Here is a 19,699-nt window from a genome sequence, read left to right as displayed (position 1 = left end):
AGGCTGGTTTCAGCCTCTTTTTCCATTTATATTAGAAATATCGCAGCAATGGTTGTTACTACAAGCCCAATAATAACTGGAACGAGGTTTCTTCGTGCAAGTTCAAATGGGTCCACTTTACAAATGGCGGCTGCCGGGATTAACGCCCATGGGACGAGAACTCCGCCACCTACCCAAATGGCTGCGATTTGACCAAGTGCTGTAAGAGTGGCAGCGCCTTTTCCTATAGCTGTGGCGAACAAGGCCGCAACGGAACCGGCTAGAGATATCCCTGAAAAACCTGAACCATCTAATCCTGTTATCGCTCCAACAGTCGTTAAAGTGATTGCCCCAACTGTCTTACTTAATGGAACAATGCTTGCAAGTGCAACACCTAAGTCATTTACGATTCCATGTGAGGCCTTCGGTAAATATTCGCCGATGATCTTTGTGAAACCGCTGTCACCTAAATAGAAGAAGGCAGCAATAGGAATAACTGGACCAAATACTTTAAAGCCAAATTGGAAGCCTTCAATTAAATATTGGGTGGTTTGCTCTAATCCCTTATTTTTATGACTGGTTAAGGTGATTAATAGAAGAATAAGGATAGAGGTTCCACCAATTAATGCAGTAGCGTCTCCCCCTGTTAAATCTAACAGGGTCATACCTGCTACATCGGCAGCGAATAATAAAGGTACTAAAATGGCAAAGAATCGCTTTTGACCCAACGATAAAAGCACAGCTTGCTGAGATGACTCCTCGGATGGGTCAGGTAACACGGATGAATTGACTTGTAGAACACCGCGCTTCATATCCCTTTTTAAAAAATAAAAGGCAGTAACCGTTGTGACAAGGCCCATTATAAATACTAAAGGAATGCTGGCATTTATAACATCCTGTATGGGAAGTCCGGCGGCATCGGCCGTAAGTTTGGGTGCAGCTTGAATGACAAAGTCACCAGACAAGGCAATACCATGACCGAATAAGTTCATTGCCATTGCTACGCCAAGTGCTGGCAAACCTGCTCTAATGGCAACTGGAAGAAGGACGGCACCAAGAAGGGCAACAGCTGGAGATGGCCAAAAGAACCAAGAGATTACCATCATTAATATACCAATGGTCCAATAGGCTAATGTAGAGTTACGGATTAGCTTCCTAAAGGGTGAGATCATCACATCATTAATACCTGTGTTTGTTAAGGTGTGGCTCATGGCCACAATAATGGAAATTACGAGGATGGTAGACAATAATTCAGTTATTGCATAACTAAAACTGTTAAATATACTGCTGACTGAATGAGTTAAACTGCCTGTTGCAACTAAGGCAATTAAAAATATCCCGGCAATACAAATGATGGTCGTGTCTCTTCTCATCACCATAAACCCAATAATAAGAACAATAAAAGTCACATATATCCAATGAAGAGCCGTCAGTTCGACTATCATTTTAGTTCCCCCCTTCCTATTGATCCAGCAGGGCTATAGCCCTGTTGGATGTAATACAGAATATGAAGATAGCAAGAAGTGGTGAAGAGGGAATGAAAATATTTTATGAAAACAAAAAAGAATGGAGTTTTCACTCCATCCTTTCATTTTACTCCTTATTCCGTTATCATATATTTGCTTGAATATGGTGCGCTCGAAAAGAGCTTGGCTTGGGAGTCTGTTCCTGTCATCTTATTAACGTCGAAAAATGACTCAGAGGATTGCCAGCCTTGATAATTGGCTTCGCTTTTCCACACGTTTAGGATGACATAAGTATTAGCGGTTAAGGGACGGAGGACTCTTAGGGCTAAAAATCCTTGTTGATTTTTTACTTGCATGAATTGATTTTTTACTTGATGCTCAAATAAGGGACGACCTTCGTCTGTCACTGGTACGTTGTTCATCACAACAAAACCTTCTTTGTTGATCTCTCCGATTGATAGTAATTCTTCAAATTCACGAGGCTCATTAAAAACAGTTTCACCAGGTGTTTCATGAAACAATAAAGCATTGTTTTGATTAACCATTGTCACCATTGTTTCATTAGGATACTTGGCCTCAATTTTTTTTAAGAAATCGATGGTTCCTGCAGTTATATATGCATTCAAGTGAATTCCTCCTCTTCGTTATTCCTTTTATTAGTGTATACCCATGTTTTTGCTAGTATTCTCATTTGAATTTTTACAATTCTAGTAACCTAAAAACGACTTTTTTTTGACAGTTATTAGTGTTACCTATACACAAATAGGATTAATAGATATAGTGGAGACAGTCTGAATATATCAATCGTAATAAGAAAGTTTTTAAATTTAAGCCAACTATATTAAAATGGAAGACAGACATGTGTTTGAAAGGTGGACAATATAAAATGACAAGACCGATTAATGAGACATTTTTAAAAGCTGCTAGAGGTGAGAAAACAGACTATGTACCTGTTTGGTATATGCGTCAAGCGGGACGTTCTCAGCCGGAGTACAGAGCGATTAAAGAAAAATATTCTTTATTTGAAATTACTCACCAGCCTGAGCTTTGTGCGTATGTCACCCGGTTGCCAGTAGAGCAATACAACGTAGATGCGGCTATTCTATATAAAGATATCATGACTCCACTTCCAGCCATCGGAATGGAAGTAGAGATAAAGGGTGGAATTGGCCCTGTCATTGATAACCCAATTCGTTCATTAGCGGATGTTGAAAAATTAGGGGAAATCAACCCAGAGGAAGATGTTCCGTACGTACTTGATACAATAAAATTATTAACGACTGAGCAGTTGTCTGTGCCGCTTATTGGTTTTTCTGGAGCACCATTTACCTTAGCGAGCTATATGATTGAAGGTGGCCCTTCAAAAAACTATAATAAGACGAAAGCGTTCATGTATACAGAACCAAAAGCCTGGTTTGCTTTAATGGAAAAGCTTGGCGATATGATTATTACTTATGTAAAATCACAAATTAAGGCAGGGGCAAAGGCAATCCAAATTTTTGATTCTTGGGTTGGCGCTTTAAATGTTGAGGATTACCGATATTTTATAAAGCCTGTAATGAATCGAATCTTTACTTCATTGAAAGAGGAAAATGTGCCGTTAATTATGTTTGGAGTTGGTGCAAGCCATCTTGCCTTAGAGTGGAATGAATTGCCCCTAGATGTAGTGGGTCTCGATTGGAGATTACCTATTAGCCAAGCAAGAGAAATGGGTGTTCATAAGACTGTCCAAGGAAATCTTGACCCTGCTATTTTATTAGCACCTTGGGAGGTTATCGAGGAAAGAGCAAAAGCGATTCTCGATCAGGGAATGGCACAGAACGGGTATATTTTTAATTTAGGTCATGGCGTGTTCCCATCTGTTAATCCAGATACACTAAAGAGATTAGCATCCTTTATTCATGAGTATTCTGCATCAAAATTAAGTCGATAAGACTACATACTTAAATATGAGGTGTAACTATGACAAAAAAGAAAATGGGTTTGCTAGTTATGGCATACGGTACCCCATATACATTAGATGATTTAGAAGGATATTATACTCATATTCGTCATGGACGGAAACCATCACCTGAAATGATTGAAGACCTTCGCAATCGCTATGAAGCAATTGGAGGAATTTCCCCACTTGCAAAAATTACTCTAGACCAGGCAGAAAAGCTGAAAGAACATTTAAATAAAATCCAAGATGAAATTGAATTTAAGATGTACCTAGGGTTAAAGCATATTCAGCCATTTATTGAAGATGCAGTGAAACAAATGCACGATGACGGTATTAAAGAAGCAGTAAGTATTGTTCTTGCACCACATTTTTCTACGTTCAGTGTAAAATCCTATAACGGACGAGCTGTAGAGGAAGCTGAAAAATTAGGCGGACTAAAAATTACTAGTATCGAAAGCTGGTACGAAGAACCCAAGTTTATTGATTACTGGGCTGACAAAGTAAAACAAACTTTCGAACAAATGCCTCCAGAAGAAAAGGAGCATGCGGTCCTAATTGTTTCGGCACACAGTCTCCCGGAGAAAATTTTACAATTTGGAGATCCCTACCCACAGCAGCTTAAGGAAACAGCTGACCTAATTGCTAGTCAAGCGGGAATCAAAAACTATACAGTAGGATGGCAAAGCGCAGGAAATACCCCTGAGCCTTGGATTGGTCCAGATGTACAGGATTTAACTAGGGAACTATTTCAGCAACATCACTATAGAGCATTTGTATTCGCACCAGTTGGGTTTGTATGTGACCACCTAGAAGTTCTTTATGATAACGACATCGAGTGTAAAGTAGTTACGGATGAATTAGGTGTAAGCTATTATCGTCCGGAAATGCCAAATGCCAAAGAAGAATTTATAGATTGCCTTTCTACCGTCATCCTAAAGAAATTAACTCATTAAAACCATCTGAGAATAAAAGGGGAAGAAGGTGAGGTCCGTGGCGGAAGATAAACATAAAGTTGTTATTATTGGAGGAGGAATCGCTGGTTTAACAGCAGCCTTCTACCTTCAAAAACAGATACGAGAAGACAAGCTTCCTATTGAAATCAAACTTATAGAAGCATCCCACCGTCTCGGAGGAAAGATGCAAACCGTTATTAGAGACGGTTTTACGATTGAACGTGGCCCTGATTCCTTTCTAGCAAGGAAGACAAGTATGATTCGCCTTGCTAAAGAAGTAGGGATGGACAATCAATTAGTTCATAATTCCACTGGTAAATCATATGTACTAGTGAATGAGGAGCTACACCCCATGCCGGGTGGTTCCATTATGGGTATTCCAACACAAATAGGACCATTTTTAACAACAGGCTTATTTTCGATTCCTGGGAAATTAAGGGCTGCGGCTGATTTTATTTTACCTCGTTCTGAAAGCGGTAAAGACCAATCTTTAGGAGAGTTTTTTAGACGAAGATTAGGTGATGAAGTTGTTGAAAACTTAATTGAGCCATTGTTATCTGGGATCTATGCTGGTGACATTGATCAATTAAGCTTAATGTCTACTTTCCCGCAATTCTATGAGGTAGAGCAGAAATACCGTAGCTTGATCGTCGGTATGAAAAAAGCAACTCCTTCCCAACCGAAGAAGACGGAGAATAATGAAAAAACAAAAGGTGCCTTTTTAACTTTTAAAACGGGGCTTCAATCATTTGCAGAAGCGATTGAAAGTAAATTGGACCCAGAATTAATTTTAAAAGGTCATCGTGTTGACAAGATCACAAAGCACAATGAAAGCTATGAGATTTATCTTAATAATGGGGAGACCATCCATGCAGATAGTATTATTGCTGCTACTCCTCATCAAATCACACAATCTATGTTTTCGGATTATCGCTTTTTTGATCCATTTAAATCTGTTCCATCAACGTCAGTGGCCACTGTAGCCTTGGCATTTCCTGAGGAAGCAATCAAGCGGGACATTGACGGCACGGGATTTGTAGTTTCAAGAAATAATGATTATTCCATTACAGCATGTACTTGGACTCATAAAAAATGGGCTCATTCGACTCCCAAGGGAAAAGTACTTCTCCGTTGTTATGTAGGAAGAGCGGGCGATGAAACGATCGTCGACCTTTCAGATGACCAAATTATAAAAATTGTATTGGATGATTTAAAGAAGACAATGGATATTACATTAAGTCCAGATTTTGCCATTGTTTCCCGCTGGAAGAAAGCAATGCCACAATATACGGTTGGCCATAAGCAAAGACTGGCTACCATTCTGGAACATGTAAAAAATGAATTACCAGGAGTATTCTTGGCGGGTGCTTCCTATGGTGGAGTAGGGGTCCCGGATTGCATTGATCAAGGCGAAGAAGCGGTGAAAAATGTTCTTGAGTACTTTCAATATGCAAATCATTCTAAAGAAGCTGTTCAATAACGGACAGCTTCTTTTTCCTTTTTATTAATCCTATTAGAGAAAAAACTTTCCTCTTTCTACTTGCCAACCTAAAAAAATGGAGGTATACTCTTTAAGTATTAAATGACTAAAATGTTCATTTAGTCAAAACAAGTAATATTAACCATATTATTTTTGAAGGGATTGTCTATCAAGATAGTCCTAATTTTACAATGTAAAATGACTAATTGAACGAAATAGTCAAAGATGAAAAGGAGGTATCAGGGATGTTTAAGGGAGAACTTTTATCCATTATAAAAAATAGAAAAATTCTTATTCCTATCATTGCTGTTATGTTTGTCCCTGTGTTGTATGCCGGGATGTTTTTATGGGCTTTTTGGGATCCATATGACAAGCTTGATGATCTGCCAGTCGCAGTAGTTAATAATGATGCAGGTACAACAATGGATGGGAAACAGTTGCATTTAGGCGATGACTTGGCAGAAAAACTAAAGAAGAGTAAGCAATTTGATTTTCACCTAGTTTCCAAAAAGGAAGCATACAAGGAGCTGAAAGATCAGAAATACTACATGGTCATTGAAATTCCAAAAAGCTTCTCAGCAAATGCGACTACCTTATTGGATAAGCAACCAGAAAAACTAGAGCTGATTTACACTCCGAATGAAAGTTATAATTTCCTTTCTGCACAAATCGGTGGTACAGCAGCTGAAAGAATTAAAACCGCTGTATCAGAGCAGGTAACGAAAACCTATGCTGAAACTATGTTTAGCAAGATCAGTGAACTTGCCGATGGAGTTGAAAAAGCTAGTGATGGTGCAGGACAATTAAGTGACGGGTCCGTTGACTTAAATACGGGATCGAAGGAATTAAGTGATGGACTTAATACATTAGCAGAGAAATCAGGGGAATTTAATAATGGAATGAAAGCGGCAAATGATGGAAGTAATAAGCTTGCTGTGGGTTCTTCTGATTTAAATACCGGACTTAAAAAATTATCTGAAAAATCTACTGAGTTCAACCAAGGTGTAAAAGATGCATCTGTTGGTTCACAAAAATTAAATGCCGGTACTACGGAAATAAAGAATGGATTGGCAAAAGCTGATTCTAATCTCCCTCTCCTTATTAATGGGACAGAGGAAGTGAAATCTGGTGCTGAACAACTTAAAAATCAGCTTCCAGCCGGAATTGCTGATGCTTTGGAAAAACAGTTATCAAGCAGTGCTGGGGATCTTGCATCACAGATAGCAGATCAAACAATTGCAACCCAAACGAGCAAAATGCAAGAGTTGGCCAAAGTACTAATAGATAACGGTGTGTCTCCACAACTTGTAAATGCAATTATGTCGGAGGAGCAAAAAAATGCTCCAACCAAAGAGGAGCTTCAAAAACAAATTTTATCCGAGCTTAGTCCTAAATTAGAAGCGGCAACACAAGGACTTGATTCAAAGATTGGAGAGCAAATTGACCCATACTTTAATCAATTAATCGGCGGAATTGGGACCATTAATGAGAACCAGAAATTATTGCAGCAAGGTATTCATCAGCTGTATACCGGTTCAGTAGAATTATCTAAAGGAACTAGCCAACTTTCAAACGGTATGAGTCAACTATCTGCCGGTTCCGATAAGCTCACAAATGGAACAGGTCAATTGTCTGCGGGGTCAGGTGAGTTGAAGCAGGGAGCTTTTGATTTATATAAAGGTATGAATCAATTATCTGCAGGTTCAACAGCCCTTAGTTCGGGTGCTGGACAGTTAGCAGATGGCTCTAACCAATTAAAAGATGGTACCACAAAATTATCAGATGGTGCCAAAGAGCTTGCGGATAAGCTTGCAGATGGTGCACAAGAGGCTTCTAAAGTTCATGCCGACGATAAGACCTATAATATGATGGCGAAACCTGTAAAATTAGATACGGAAAGTGTAAATCATGTTCCTAACTATGGAACTGGATTTGCTCCATACTTCCTATCATTAGGTTTATTTGTAGGAGCATTACTTATTTCAATCGTTTTCCCACTTAGGGATACAGCGATTGCTCCAACAAGTGGATTTAACTGGTTTGCCGGCAAGTTTGCCATTATGGCTGGTGTCGGAGTGATTCAGGCATTATTAGCAGATGTGATCCTGTTGCTTGGATTAGGCCTTGACGTACAAAGTGTACCGAAGTTTGTCTTATTCTCTATTATTACAAGTTTAACTTTTATTGCATTAATTCAACTGCTTGTCTCAGTATTTGCAGATGCAGGGCGTTTTCTTGCGATTATTATTCTCATTTTCCAATTAACGACAAGTGCTGGAACTTTCCCACTTGAGTTAATTCCTAACTTCCTACAGCATTTTAACGCCTTCCTGCCAATGACTTATTCCGTTTCTGGCTTTAAGGCAGTCATTTCTAGTGGTGATTTTAGTTACATGTGGGAGAATACCATGATCCTATTAAGTTTCTTACTTGTTTTCGCTTTAGGAACCATTGCATATTTTACATTGAGAGTAAGACATCACTACAGACATGCAATAAATGAATAAATAGCTAGTAGAAGACCAGTCGACAATTTCGGCTGGTTTTTTCATTTTGATAATAGACTGAATTTGAGTATATTAAAAATAGTACTATAAACGGAGGGGTTAATTATGAAGTTAACAATAATCGGTTTTTGGGGCGGGTATCCTAAACAGAATGGAGCGAGTGCAGGCTACCTACTTGAACATGAAGGCTTTCGACTATTAATAGATTGTGGAAGCGGCGTGCTTTCTAAAATGCAGAATGAAATTCAACCAGAAGAATTGGATGCTGTGATCATCTCACACTACCATCCAGACCACATTGCAGATATCGGTGTCCTGCAGCATGCAAGATTGATTTTAGGATTCTTAGGGAAGGCATGCCCAACTCTCCCTGTGTATGGCCATCACTATAATGAACATGAATTTACGAAATTAACTTACAAAGAGATTACAAAAGGAATTGCCTACGATCCTGCAGCCACGATGGAAATTGGCCCATTCACTGTATCTTTTTTAAAGACAGACCATCCGGTCCCATGCTATGCGATGAAATTTGAAGTGGAAGGAAAGTCATTGGTATACACGGCAGATACTTCATATAAAGAACAATTGATTGAGTTTAGTAAAAATGCAGATGTCTTGTTATGTGAATGTAATTTTTACGGAAATCAAAACGGTAAGCCGGCTGGTCATATGAATAGTTTTGATGCAGGTAGATTAGCGCAACAAGCATCAGTTAAGCAATTGATTCTTACTCATTTGCCTCAATACGGTACATTATCTGATTTAATTGAGGAGGCATCTACTCAATTTACTGGTATAATTAAGCTTGCAGAAGAATTCCAATCTATATCAATAGAAGGAGAAGTATAGTATGTTATTTATCGATAATAAAGGCATCACGGATCCTCGTATTAATCTAGCTATAGAAGAATATGCACTGAAAAATTTAGATATTGATGAAACCTATTTATTATTTTACATAAATGAGCCATCCATCATTATTGGGAAGAATCAAAATACAATTGAAGAAATTAATACAGAGTACGTTGAGAGTAATGGCATCCATGTTGTTCGGCGATTATCTGGTGGAGGAGCCGTCTACCACGACCTAGGTAATCTAAATTTTAGTTTTATTACAAAGGACGACGGAGAGAGCTTTCATAACTTCCGGAAATTTACTGAACCAGTGGTAGCAGCTTTAAAAAGCTTAGGGGTAAATGCGGAGCTAAGTGGCAGGAATGATCTACTAGCAGAAGGACGAAAGGTTTCTGGAAATGCACAATTTTCAACTAGAGGCAGAATGTTCAGTCATGGTACATTGTTGTTCAATTCAGAAATGGATCATGTTGTTTCAGCTTTAAAGGTGAAAAAAGATAAGATTGAATCAAAGGGAATTAAATCTATTCGCAGCCGTGTGGCTAATATTTCTGAATTTCTTCCTGAAGAAATGGATATCCAAGAATTTCGTTCAATCATCCTTAAACATATTTTTGAAGGAAAAGAAGAAATTCCTGAATATGTACTGACGGAAGCGGATTGGGAAAAAATTGATCAACTTTCGAAAGAACGCTATCAAAATTGGGAATGGAACTATGGGAAGTCCCCAAAATTCAACCTACAGCACTCCCATCGGTTTCCGGTTGGGTCCATTGATGTGCGCTTAGAAGTGAATAAAGGGGTAGTAGAGAATTGCAAAATATATGGTGACTTCTTTGGTGTAGGAGATGTAAGTGACATTGAAAACAAACTAACAGGCATCCGCTATGAAAAAGGAGAAATAGATAAGGCACTTGCAGACTTGGAGATGTCCCGCTACTTTGGAAACATCTCTAAGGAGGAATTCGTTAATTTAATCTATTAAACAGTGCTGAAATGTAGATTCATAAGTAGAAAAGCAGGCTACGCGCTTGAAAAGCATATAGAATTGAGGCCCTTGTAACGTAGAGGCGTTCTACGTGCCCGAAGAGCATAAAGAATCGAGGCTTCGGTAACGTAGAGGCGTTCTACGTGCCCGAAGAGCATAAAGAAGCGGGGCCCCGGTAACGTAGAGACGTTCTACGTCCCCGAAGAGCATGCATGTATTAGAAAACGGGCACGTAAAAGGTAGCGATATATAATAGATTATATATATTCAAAATAGGGAAGCTAACTCCAAATGGTGCCTGACACCTGGTGAGTTGGCTTTTTTTATCAGATTTTAAGGGATTATACTTGAATACTCAAATTTCTAGCAATATAATATATTTAGAAAATTTTTATAATTAAATGAATGAGTATTCATTCATAAGGGGAGGGAAACTATGAATTTATCAACCAGGCTTCATGAGACTGCAAGGGCCTATGCTGATAAACCAGCGTATTATTTTATGGGCCAATCAAGTACCTATGCAGAATTAGATGTTGCGATTACAAGATTTGCTTCAGGTCTTAGAAAATTAGGGATCAAACAAGGGGACCATATTGCATTATTATTAGGAAACTCACCGCATTTTGTCATCAGCTTATATGGCGCCTTACGCTTAGGAGTAACCGTCATTCCAATCAATCCGATTTATACCGCAGATGAAATTGGATATATTTTAAATAATGGTGATGTAAAAGCGGTCGTTGCCCTTGACCTAGCAATTCCCTTAGCAGATCAATTGCACACATTCTTACCTAAAATTGAGCATTATGTATTTTGCGAAACTAAACCAAATAGTTGGAATACATCTGAGCTCGAAAAACTTTCTGTCTATCCAAAAATGAAATCGTTTACAGAGATAGTTGGTGTGGGCGATACTTCCTTTCAAGGTCCTGAGTTGAATGATGAGGATGTGGCTATTATTCTTTACACCTCAGGAACAACCGGCAAGCCTAAAGGAGCCATGTTGACACACAAGAATCTCTATAGCAATGCTAGTGATGTAGGGGATTATTTAAAGATGAATCAGGACGACAGAGTTGTAACTGTTCTTCCTATGTTTCATGTATTCTGCTTAACTGTTGCCTTAAATGCTCCGTTATTACATGGAGCTACATTGTTAATTGCACCGAAATTTAGTCCGAAAGAAACATTCTCGTTGATAAAAGACTATGGGGCTACTGTTTTTGCTGGTGTACCGACCATGTATAATTTCCTTTATCAATATCCAGAGGGAAATCCAATTGATTTACATTCCTTGCGCTTATGTATTTCTGGAGGAGCATCTCTTCCAGTTGCCTTGTTAAAGAATTTTGAACAAAAATTTAATGTGGTTATTTCCGAAGGGTATGGTTTATCAGAGGCTTCTCCTGTAACATGCTTTAACCCTCTTGACCGCCCACGTAAGCCTGGTTCAATTGGCCGCTCCATCCTTCATGTGGAAAACAAAGTGGTGAATGAACTCGGAGAGGATGTCCCTGTTGGGGAAGCTGGTGAATTAATCGTTCGAGGTCCAAATGTGATGAAGGGATATTATAAAATGCCAGAGGAATCTGCAGCAGCTATCCGGGATGGATGGCTTTATACTGGTGATATCGCAAAAATGGATGAAGATGGTTATTTCTATATTGTTGATAGGAAGAAGGATTTAATTATTGTTGGCGGCTATAACGTCTATCCACGTGAAGTAGAGGAGGTCATCTATAGTCATCCAGATGTTGTAGAAGTGGCTGTCCTTGGTGTTCCTGATCCGAACCAAGGAGAAGCTGTGAGTGCTTATGTGGTAAGTAAAAATCCCGAATTGACCGTTGATCAGGTACTTACGTATTGCAAAGAACATCTTGCAAAATATAAGGTTCCATCATTCATAGAATTTTTAGAAGAACTCCCTAAAAATACAACTGGGAAAATATTAAGACGAGCTCTAAGAAAACAGATAACCGAATCCGTTGCAAAATAAGTAAAAAATTTCTACTTAAGAGGCAGGCATTTAGCCTGTCTTTTTCGAATTCATTTATATAAAGGAGGAGTAGGAGATGGAACAAATAGTACTAGAAATATCTAATCATATCGCTACGGTTACCATTAACCGTGCCGAGTCATTAAATGCATTTAATTATGAGACACTATTGGAATTACAGGGAAAAGTGGAAGCAATTCGTATTCACCCGGAAGTTCGTGCTGTCATCTTTACAGGTGCAGGTGAAAAGTCTTTTAGCGTTGGGGCAGATTTAAAAGAAAGAAAAACCTTAACAGATGAACAAGTAAAACGAAACTTATTTAAAATCAATGAAGTGTTTAATGCAATCGACCAACTTCCGCAGCCTACCATTGCCGCGATTAATGGTTTTGCCTTTGGCGGGGGGATGGAGCTCGCACTGGCTTGTGATTTCCGTGTAGCTGCAAAAGATGCCTTAATGGGCCTAACTGAAACTGGCTTAGCAATCATACCTGGCGCAGGTGGGACACAGAGGCTCCCTCGTTTAATCGGGCAGGCAAGAGCGTTAGAGCTCATCTTAACGGCGAAAAGAATGACCGCTGATGAGGCGATGAATGTTGGTTTGTTAACACGGGTTGTTGAACGGAATGACCTATTGGATGAGTGCTTTTCTTTTAGTTCACTATTGCTTGCAAACGGTCCTGTTGCTTTACAGCAGGCGAAGTACGCAATCAAAAATGGCATGAATACGGATTTACATACTGGTCTTCAAATAGAAAGAAAGGCATACGAAGTAACACTCCCGACAGAGGACCGGGTGGAAGCATTACAGGCTTTTGCAGAGAAAAGAAAACCAGTTTTTAAAGGAAAATAGACATGGCCTCATAAGCCATGTTTTTTTATTGTAATTTTCACTGAAAATTTGCTAAAATTTATTTTTATCAGAGAGTAAGTGACATGGGGGGAACAAAGTTGGCAGATATGGCAATAGGGAGAGAAGCTTCTGAGTTAAAAAAGGGACTCCAAGCAGGCATAAGCATCGGGATTGGTTATTTTCCCATTGCATTAACTTTTGGACTCCTAGCGAAAACCTCAGGGCTTTCCATTTATGAAACGGTTTTAATGAGTCTCATAGTGTTTGCAGGTGCATCCCAATACATCTCATTAAGTTTAATAGCTGTCGGGACGGGAATCTTTGAAATCATATTAACTACATTCATTGTTAATATCCGTCATTTTTTAATGAGCACCTCCTTAACTGAAAAATGTGAGGAAGACCATTTACTAAATAAACTTTTATATTCTTTTGGTATTACGGATGAAACGTTTTCTGTGGTTGCCACGAAGGAAGGCACCGCTTCAACCGGCTTTATGTTTGGCGTTATATCTATATCCTATTCAAGCTGGGTTGTCTTTTCCGGAGTAGGCCATCTCATAGGTGCAAGCCTGCCTCAAACCCTACAGGATAGCATGAGTGTTGCACTCTATGCTATGTTTATAGGTTTACTCGTCCCATCGATGAAAAAAAGTGTAAAAGTGGTTTTCCTCGCAGTGCTTGGTGCGATTTTTAATTCCATTTTTACACTCAATCACTTAATGGCCCAAGGGTGGGCTATAGTTACGGCAACTCTTTTATCTGCAGTTATCATCGAATTGGCTGAAGGATTGAAAAACAAGCATCGGGGTGTACAACATGAAAAGTGAAATCATTTGGATGATTATTGGTATGGGTGTCGTCACTTATATTCCTCGGATGCTTCCTTTTGTTTTATTTAAAGGGAAAGAACTTCCGTCGTTTGTGCAAGGGGTATTAAAAAATGTTCCGTATGCTACTTTGGGTGCGTTAATTTTTCCCGCTATCCTTCTTATACAGGAGGGAGATATTTGGTACGGCATATGGGGAGCTGCAGCAGCATTCTTAGCTGCATTTTTAGGAGCGAACGTCATTGTTGTTGTAATTAGTTCTATTGCCGTCCTTGCTCTATATTCTTATTTGCTGTAAGCCGGTCTTGTACTGGCTTTTTTTATTGGTTCTAAAAAGGATAGTTTGTACTAAACTAATTATAGAGAGGCTGTACACAAAGGAGGACAAATCGATGGTAAGGAAAATGGGGGTCTATGCGGTATTGGCCTTTTGTCTTTACGGGTTGTTTTTTTATTGGTACTTATTTTACTTTGCGGATACGAAGCTACCCTTTGAATATGAAGGATCAAAAGCGGACCCTTCTACATTTTTAAATGGACGAGAGCTCATGCTAAGTGAAGAGTATTCAAAAATTAGAAATCTATTGTTTTTTTTATCAACACCACTTGAATGGTTGTTTTATTTCTTAATTTTACTATTTGGCTTTTCTAAGGCCTTTAAACGCTGGGCTGAAAGCTCTTCTAAGTACAAATTTCTGCAAACGGCAATCTATTTAATTTGGTTATCTTTTTTTGCCTTTTTAGCCACGTTTCCTTTAAGCTATATTAGCTATAATTTATCCAAAACATACAATATTTCTACTCAATCCTTCCCGTCCTGGATGAAGGATGAGCTTATTGATTTTTGGCTTAATTATGGGACTTGGTTGATTATTGTCCCTGTTCTATATTGGCTCATGAAAAAAAGCAAAAAACGCTGGTGGCTATATGGCTGGCTGTTATCAGTCCCTTTTACTTTATTTATGATGTTTCTACAACCAGTCGTCATTGACCCGCTATACAATGATTTTTATCCCTTGCAAAATAAGCAATTGGAAACGAAGATTTTGACTCTAGCTGAGAAGGCTGACATTCCTGCACGACATGTTTTTGAAGTGAATATGGCGGAAAAAACAAATTCATTAAATGCCTATGTTACTGGGATTGGTTCTAATGCTAGGATTGTCCTTTGGGATACTACGTTAAATCGATTAAATGATAATCAAATCCTTTTTATCATGGCGCATGAAATGTGTCATTATGTCGAAAAGCATATTTACTTTGGCATCGGTGGTTACTTGCTTCTATCCCTGCTGGGACTATATTTGACGTACAGGTTAATGAACTGGGCAACTGTGCGCTGGGGAAAGGAACTAAAAATAACGGATGTGGCAGATATACGGTCCCTTCCTTTATTTCTTATGATTTTGTCTATGCTTTTGTTTGCGGCGAGTCCGTTTACCAATTTTGCATCCCGTTATCAGGAAACACGTGCAGACAAATATGCGATTGAGATGACAAAAAATCCAGAGGCTGCGATTACTTCGTTTCAGGAATTAAGCCGTTCCGGATTAAGTCAAGTAAACCCTCCGTTATTAGTAAAGCTTTTCCGTTATACTCATCCTTCCATGCTCGATCGGATTTCGATGTTGGAGGAATACGAAATTAAGCAGAAAAATCAATAACAAGTATGGGGCTGAAGACTATGTCGTCAGCCTCATTTTTATAAAACAAAGGCTCTGTTGAAATTGTCTGTTGATTTCCGCTCCAGGCACTTCGCTTTCCGTGGGTGTTTCGGCGAGCCTCCTCGGAGAAACGCGCCTGCGGGGTCTCCCCTGAACCATACTCCCACAGGAGTCTTCGTGCCTTCCGCTCCAATCAACAGGTGGTATAAACCAACACTGTTCTTTAACACAGCCAAAACAAAAAACCGTCATATTTTGACGGTTTATTAAGCGTTATTTAGGTTCCAAATCGTTTGTTAATTTCCTTGAGCTGTCCGGTTAGAAGGAGAAAGGATCGTCTGTCTCGCCTGTCAATGGCCCCGTCAATTTTTCTCAACAATTTTTCCTTTTCCATTGTTAGCTGGATTTCAGATAAGAGCATGTCGATGTATAAATCCTGAACAAAGCCCTCTTTCATCTTACTGCGTTTCATGGCACCAAGTTTCATTAAATCTGTGTAAGATTTTTCATCCATGAAAATCACCTCTGATGCTTTTTTCTATTATATGGAGTTTTTTTATTATTATCAATACTTTTTTAATTTTCTGAAAAAATATTATATAATTGACAAAATGTGAACAATTTAGCAATAATTTCAATAATCTAAGGAATTATTTGTCGAAAGTGGTAAGATATGGTCAATGCTAATGTAGGAGTTGGATGGATTGAAGAAAAAAAAGTTTAGCGAAGCATATGAGTTTAACGTATTCACCATGTATATACGACCCGTGGAATATGGTAGTAAATTATATTCACAGATCGGTGAGACTGATGATAAATACTTGTTTCCTTTTAAACCACAAGACATTATCAAACATAGCTGCATTTATTTTGGTTCTAATTACAATGCTAGAAGAGAAGCAGCTAAAGAAATGATGGGCTTTACGCGTAAAGCGCCCATTGCTATTGAACCGAGTTTAGACATCTTCGTTTTCCCTACATCCTCACCCGAAAATCCTGAGTGTATTTGGATTTCATTATTACATGTTGAAGATTATTCAAAAATATCAAGTCAGCAAATTGAAGTTTTATTCTCGAATAAACAAACCGTTGTATTCAATATCCCTTTTACTACATTTCGCAATCAGATGCAAAGAACCGCTCTATTTAGAGCCAAACTATTACAAAGAATTGAGCGAAAAGGGAAAAAGAAGACATTATATTTAATTAACAGACCCAAAAAAATGAAGGCGTCAGAAACCTCTAGAGAATATATAGAGCGTGAAAAAGACCATAACCCGAAATAAGTATTGCCATCATTATTTATTAACGGGACAGATGTTTTTTTTGTAAGTAGGATTCCATTAATTCTTGTACCTTATTTCGAATTCTAGGGTTAAAGTAATTATGATTTTCCTCATAGCCTTTATAAATAAACATGTACATCGTAAAAGCGTCGTCCCGTTTGGTTTCAATGACTTGGAGTTTATTCTTCTTCATATATTGTTTTACCTCAGCCAATTCCCTTTGAATTTCCTTCATTGTTTCTTCAATTAAGTCCAAATAAGGTTTCTTTAACTTAAAGGGACTTTTCTCTACAACTGATAAATCACGATTTAGAATAATAAGAACCATTGGTAAGTAGATAGCTTTTTCCATTATGTCACGATCATCCTCTGGAATTCGAGTCATTCGATGCTCCACACCTTTCAACAAAATGAGAACAAACGTTCTAATTCATTTTACGAAAAAGCACTAATAAATGCAACATAACTTTATTTCTTTACAAGCTCGTCATTTGGCGAGCTTTCTTTGTTGCAAATTTCGCCGGTTTTATGAGAAAGTTTTTATTAATAGAAGGATATCTGATAGGGGAAAATGAATTAAATGAAGTAACCTAAAAATAGAAATATGAGTCAAATATAAGGATGAAGATAAAACATGGACGAATGGGTGGTAAATGTATGAGAGCAGATAAACATCAACATAAGAAAAAGAGAAGATGGACGTCCATATTGCTTGTATTGTTACTTTTAGTTGGAGCAGGAGTGGGTTATGCATATTTTCAATACAAACAGGGTATGAATCAATCATTAAAGAAAATAAATAAAGACAAGCAAGAACCTGAAGAAGTGTATACATTTGAAGGACAGAAGGATCAGTATGGGGATACGAATATTTTATTGCTCGGTAGCGATGCCAGAGGGAAAGAAAAGTCTCGGGCAGATACGATTATGATTGTACACTACAATGAGGATAAGGGAACGTTTAAACTAACTTCCATTATGAGAGATAGTTACGTTGAAATTCCAGGCCATGGTAAACATAAAATAAATTCGGCTTTCTCACGCGGTGGTCCAGAGTTAATGAGGCAAACCATAAAACAAAACTTTGATATTGACCTGCAATATTACGCTATTGTTGATTTTCAAGGCTTTGTCCAGTTGATTGATGAAGCTTTTCCAAATGGAGTAGAAATCGATGTAGAGAAGAAGATGTCTGCGAATATTGATGTAACGTTAGAACCAGGGTTACAAAGATTAAATGGTACACAACTTCTTGGATATGTTCGGTTTCGTCATGATGCAATCGGAGATTTTGGACGTGTGGAACGTCAACAAAAGGTTGTTAATGCAATTGGAAATCAATTAAGTGGATTTCAAACTATTACGAAGCTGCCAAAACTGATTGGTGTTGTCACACCATATGTGAAGACGAATATGGACACATCTGACATGTTATTTATGGCAAAAGACTTCTTCTCTGATAAAAGAGGAAATGTAACTACGTTACGAATACCAATAGAAAATAGCTTTACTGAACCGCGAATTAAGGGTGAGGGAGCTGTTTTGGATATTGATGTAGAAAAGAATAAAGAGGCACTTCATCAATTCATAACTCACTAAAAGGACAAAAGATAAAGGAGAGAACGGATGGACTTTGATGCATTGAAAGCTTGGTTTACGCTTGAAAATATTATGAGTCTAATACAGGAGTATCGAGCCCTCGGTCCATTGCCAGGTATTGGTCTGACGATAATCGAAGCCTTTCTTCCGTTTCTCCCTTTATTTCTATTTGTTATGGCTAATGCCAGTGCTTTTGGGCTTTGGTTAGGGTTTTTATATTCATGGATTGGCACTTGTATTGGAGCACTATTGGTATTTTTACTAATCAGAAAGTACGGGCAAAAACGATTGTTATCTTTTTTACCAAGACATCCAAAGGTGCGTAAACTTATGGATTGGGTGGATCAGCATGGATTTGGTCCCCTTTTTCTACTCCTTTGTTTTCCATTTACTCCATCGGCAGTCGTAAATATTGTTGCTGGTCTTTCAAAAATTAGCACAGCTCAATATATGCTTGCGGTTTGCATTGGGAAGATGGTAATGATTTTTACGATTAGTTATATTGGATATGATATTCATTCGTTAATAACTAAACCTTTTCGCACGGTCACCGTTTTACTTGTTATTTTCATTCTATGGTATGTAGGAAAAAGAATTGAAGGTAGATTGAATAAGAGTACAGAAACTGACCATAATGAAGAATTATATAGAGATAAGAAGTTGGAGAAAAGGAGGAGTTATAATGAAAATTGAATGGAAAAAGGAAGGAATGGAATGGGTTAAAGCCTTTGCAATTGGTATTATTATCTTTGCATTTATTCGTACATTTTTCTTCTCAAATTATATTGTTGAAGGTGAATCCATGATGCCCACACTCCAAGATGGAAACAAACTTGTGGTGAATAAACTCGGGTATCAAGTAGGGGAATTAAATCGTTTTGATGTCATTGTTTTTCATGCCAATGCCAAAGAAGATTTTGTTAAAAGAATCATAGGACTTCCAGGTGATAAAATAGAGTATCGTAATGACCAATTATATGTTAATGGGCATAAATACGAAGAACCTTTTTTAAATGTCTATAAACAAAAGTCGCCTGGTTTAAAAATAACAGGGGATTTTAGCTTAAAAGAAATTACGGGTGAAAATACAGTACCTGAAGGTAAATTATTTGTACTTGGTGATAACCGGTTGGGGAGCTGGGATAGTCGTCAATTCGGTTTTATTTCCACCAACCAGGTGGTAGGAAAAGTCGATTTACGCTACTGGCCATTAAATGAAATGGATGTTCATTTTTAATAATTTTAAACGGACACAGGCACGATTGAAAAAATCGTGTTCTTTTTTATGAGAAGAT

Annotated in this window: 19 protein-coding genes; 15 read left to right on the top strand and 4 right to left on the bottom strand. The window is 38.1% G+C overall.

The genetic code is table 11. The annotated features are described in order from the left end of the window. Positions 1-26: 26 nt before the first annotated feature. Complete coding sequence (locus QE429_RS20105; RefSeq protein ID WP_307289581.1) at positions 27-1,424, bottom strand: hypothetical protein; 1,398 nt, start codon at positions 1,422-1,424, stop codon at positions 27-29. Positions 1,425-1,579: 155 nt separating this feature from the next. Next, positions 1,580-2,071, bottom strand: coding sequence for an antibiotic biosynthesis monooxygenase family protein (locus tag QE429_RS20100; protein ID WP_307289579.1), 492 nt, complete (start codon positions 2,069-2,071; stop codon positions 1,580-1,582). Between the two features lie 260 nt (positions 2,072-2,331). Between QE429_RS20100 and hemE the strand changes: the two genes are divergently transcribed. The 11 genes from hemE (at position 2,332) to QE429_RS20045 (ending at position 15,519) form a co-directional block, all read left to right on the top strand. Continuing rightward, positions 2,332-3,378: a uroporphyrinogen decarboxylase gene (hemE, locus tag QE429_RS20095; protein WP_307289577.1), complete on the top strand. Its 1,047-nt coding sequence runs from the start codon at positions 2,332-2,334 to the stop codon at positions 3,376-3,378. Positions 3,379-3,407: 29 nt separating this feature from the next. Continuing rightward, complete coding sequence (gene hemH, locus QE429_RS20090; protein WP_307289576.1) at positions 3,408-4,340, top strand: ferrochelatase; 933 nt, start codon at positions 3,408-3,410, stop codon at positions 4,338-4,340. Positions 4,341-4,377: 37 nt separating this feature from the next. After that, a complete protein-coding gene (hemY, locus tag QE429_RS20085) occupies positions 4,378-5,820 on the top strand; it encodes a protoporphyrinogen oxidase (RefSeq protein ID WP_307289575.1) in 1,443 nt (480 codons plus the stop codon). 245 nt (positions 5,821-6,065) lie between these two features. Continuing rightward, the gene (locus QE429_RS20080) at positions 6,066-8,327 is read left to right on the top strand and encodes a YhgE/Pip domain-containing protein (protein ID WP_307289574.1); all 2,262 of its coding nucleotides are present in this window, start codon (positions 6,066-6,068) and stop codon (positions 8,325-8,327) included. Between the two features lie 105 nt (positions 8,328-8,432). Next, the gene (locus QE429_RS20075; RefSeq protein WP_307289571.1) at positions 8,433-9,179 is read left to right on the top strand and encodes an MBL fold metallo-hydrolase; all 747 of its coding nucleotides are present in this window, start codon (positions 8,433-8,435) and stop codon (positions 9,177-9,179) included. A gap of 1 nt (position 9,180) precedes the next feature. Then, on the top strand, positions 9,181-10,170 hold the full coding sequence (gene lplA, locus QE429_RS20070) for a lipoate--protein ligase (protein ID WP_307289569.1): 990 nt from the start codon (positions 9,181-9,183) through the stop codon (positions 10,168-10,170). A gap of 439 nt (positions 10,171-10,609) precedes the next feature. Then, positions 10,610-12,172, top strand: coding sequence for a fatty acid--CoA ligase family protein (locus tag QE429_RS20065; protein ID WP_307289568.1), 1,563 nt, complete (start codon positions 10,610-10,612; stop codon positions 12,170-12,172). Between the two features lie 76 nt (positions 12,173-12,248). Continuing rightward, complete coding sequence (locus QE429_RS20060) at positions 12,249-13,025, top strand: enoyl-CoA hydratase-related protein (RefSeq protein WP_307289565.1); 777 nt, start codon at positions 12,249-12,251, stop codon at positions 13,023-13,025. Between the two features lie 107 nt (positions 13,026-13,132). Beyond that, entirely contained in the window at positions 13,133-13,855 is a 723-nt protein-coding gene (locus QE429_RS20055) for an AzlC family ABC transporter permease (protein WP_373463271.1), read from the top strand. Next, the gene (locus QE429_RS20050) at positions 13,845-14,153 is read left to right on the top strand and encodes an AzlD domain-containing protein (protein WP_307289561.1); all 309 of its coding nucleotides are present in this window, start codon (positions 13,845-13,847) and stop codon (positions 14,151-14,153) included. The genes QE429_RS20055 and QE429_RS20050 overlap by 11 nt, the downstream gene beginning before the upstream one ends. Positions 14,154-14,247: 94 nt before the next feature. Next, positions 14,248-15,519, top strand: a complete 1,272-nt coding sequence (locus QE429_RS20045; protein ID WP_307289559.1) for a M48 family metallopeptidase — start codon at positions 14,248-14,250, stop codon at positions 15,517-15,519. A 277-nt stretch (positions 15,520-15,796) separates the two neighbouring features. On the opposite strand, the gene QE429_RS20040 is transcribed toward QE429_RS20045, so the two are convergent. Next, a complete protein-coding gene (locus QE429_RS20040; protein WP_307289557.1) occupies positions 15,797-16,033 on the bottom strand; it encodes an IDEAL domain-containing protein in 237 nt (78 codons plus the stop codon). A 190-nt stretch (positions 16,034-16,223) separates the two neighbouring features. Between QE429_RS20040 and QE429_RS20035 the strand changes: the two genes are divergently transcribed. Next, positions 16,224-16,805: a competence protein ComK gene (locus tag QE429_RS20035; RefSeq protein WP_307289555.1), complete on the top strand. Its 582-nt coding sequence runs from the start codon at positions 16,224-16,226 to the stop codon at positions 16,803-16,805. 19 nt (positions 16,806-16,824) lie between these two features. Here the strand turns inward: QE429_RS20035 and QE429_RS20030 are convergent, their stop codons facing one another. Next, on the bottom strand, positions 16,825-17,190 hold the full coding sequence (locus QE429_RS20030) for a YhjD family protein (protein WP_307289553.1): 366 nt from the start codon (positions 17,188-17,190) through the stop codon (positions 16,825-16,827). A gap of 272 nt (positions 17,191-17,462) precedes the next feature. Between QE429_RS20030 and QE429_RS20025 the strand changes: the two genes are divergently transcribed. The 3 genes from QE429_RS20025 to lepB are packed head-to-tail and all read left to right on the top strand — an operon-like array spanning position 17,463 to position 19,641. Further along, positions 17,463-18,404, top strand: a complete 942-nt coding sequence (locus tag QE429_RS20025; protein WP_307289551.1) for an LCP family protein — start codon at positions 17,463-17,465, stop codon at positions 18,402-18,404. A 27-nt stretch (positions 18,405-18,431) separates the two neighbouring features. Next, the gene (locus QE429_RS20020) at positions 18,432-19,097 is read left to right on the top strand and encodes a TVP38/TMEM64 family protein (RefSeq protein ID WP_307289550.1); all 666 of its coding nucleotides are present in this window, start codon (positions 18,432-18,434) and stop codon (positions 19,095-19,097) included. Next, positions 19,087-19,641: a signal peptidase I gene (lepB, locus tag QE429_RS20015; protein WP_307289548.1), complete on the top strand. Its 555-nt coding sequence runs from the start codon at positions 19,087-19,089 to the stop codon at positions 19,639-19,641. The genes QE429_RS20020 and lepB overlap by 11 nt, the downstream gene beginning before the upstream one ends. The last annotated feature ends 58 nt before the right edge of the window (positions 19,642-19,699 follow it).

The sequence above is a fragment of the Bacillus sp. SORGH_AS_0510 genome (assembly GCF_030818775.1).
Classification (GTDB): Bacteria; Bacillota; Bacilli; order Bacillales; family Cytobacillaceae; genus Neobacillus.
This window is presented reverse-complemented; position numbering and strand designations above follow the sequence as displayed.

Coding starts and splice junctions, on each gene's coding strand:
- QE429_RS20065 (WP_307289568.1), top strand. CDS start 10,610: ATGAATTTATCAACCAGGCTTCATGAGACTGCAAGGGCCTATGCTGAT.
- QE429_RS20075 (WP_307289571.1), top strand. CDS start 8,433: ATGAAGTTAACAATAATCGGTTTTTGGGGCGGGTATCCTAAACAGAAT.
- hemE (WP_307289577.1), top strand. CDS start 2,332: ATGACAAGACCGATTAATGAGACATTTTTAAAAGCTGCTAGAGGTGAG.
- QE429_RS20030 (WP_307289553.1), bottom strand. CDS start 17,190: ATGACTCGAATTCCAGAGGATGATCGTGACATAATGGAAAAAGCTATC.
- QE429_RS20080 (WP_307289574.1), top strand. CDS start 6,066: ATGTTTAAGGGAGAACTTTTATCCATTATAAAAAATAGAAAAATTCTT.
- lepB (WP_307289548.1), top strand. CDS start 19,087: ATGAAAATTGAATGGAAAAAGGAAGGAATGGAATGGGTTAAAGCCTTT.
- lplA (WP_307289569.1), top strand. CDS start 9,181: ATGTTATTTATCGATAATAAAGGCATCACGGATCCTCGTATTAATCTA.
- QE429_RS20050 (WP_307289561.1), top strand. CDS start 13,845: ATGAAAAGTGAAATCATTTGGATGATTATTGGTATGGGTGTCGTCACT.
- QE429_RS20105 (WP_307289581.1), bottom strand. CDS start 1,424: ATGATAGTCGAACTGACGGCTCTTCATTGGATATATGTGACTTTTATT.
- hemH (WP_307289576.1), top strand. CDS start 3,408: ATGACAAAAAAGAAAATGGGTTTGCTAGTTATGGCATACGGTACCCCA.
- QE429_RS20045 (WP_307289559.1), top strand. CDS start 14,248: ATGGTAAGGAAAATGGGGGTCTATGCGGTATTGGCCTTTTGTCTTTAC.
- QE429_RS20055 (WP_373463271.1), top strand. CDS start 13,133: ATGGCAATAGGGAGAGAAGCTTCTGAGTTAAAAAAGGGACTCCAAGCA.
- QE429_RS20040 (WP_307289557.1), bottom strand. CDS start 16,033: ATGGATGAAAAATCTTACACAGATTTAATGAAACTTGGTGCCATGAAA.
- QE429_RS20025 (WP_307289551.1), top strand. CDS start 17,463: ATGAGAGCAGATAAACATCAACATAAGAAAAAGAGAAGATGGACGTCC.
- QE429_RS20020 (WP_307289550.1), top strand. CDS start 18,432: ATGGACTTTGATGCATTGAAAGCTTGGTTTACGCTTGAAAATATTATG.
- QE429_RS20060 (WP_307289565.1), top strand. CDS start 12,249: ATGGAACAAATAGTACTAGAAATATCTAATCATATCGCTACGGTTACC.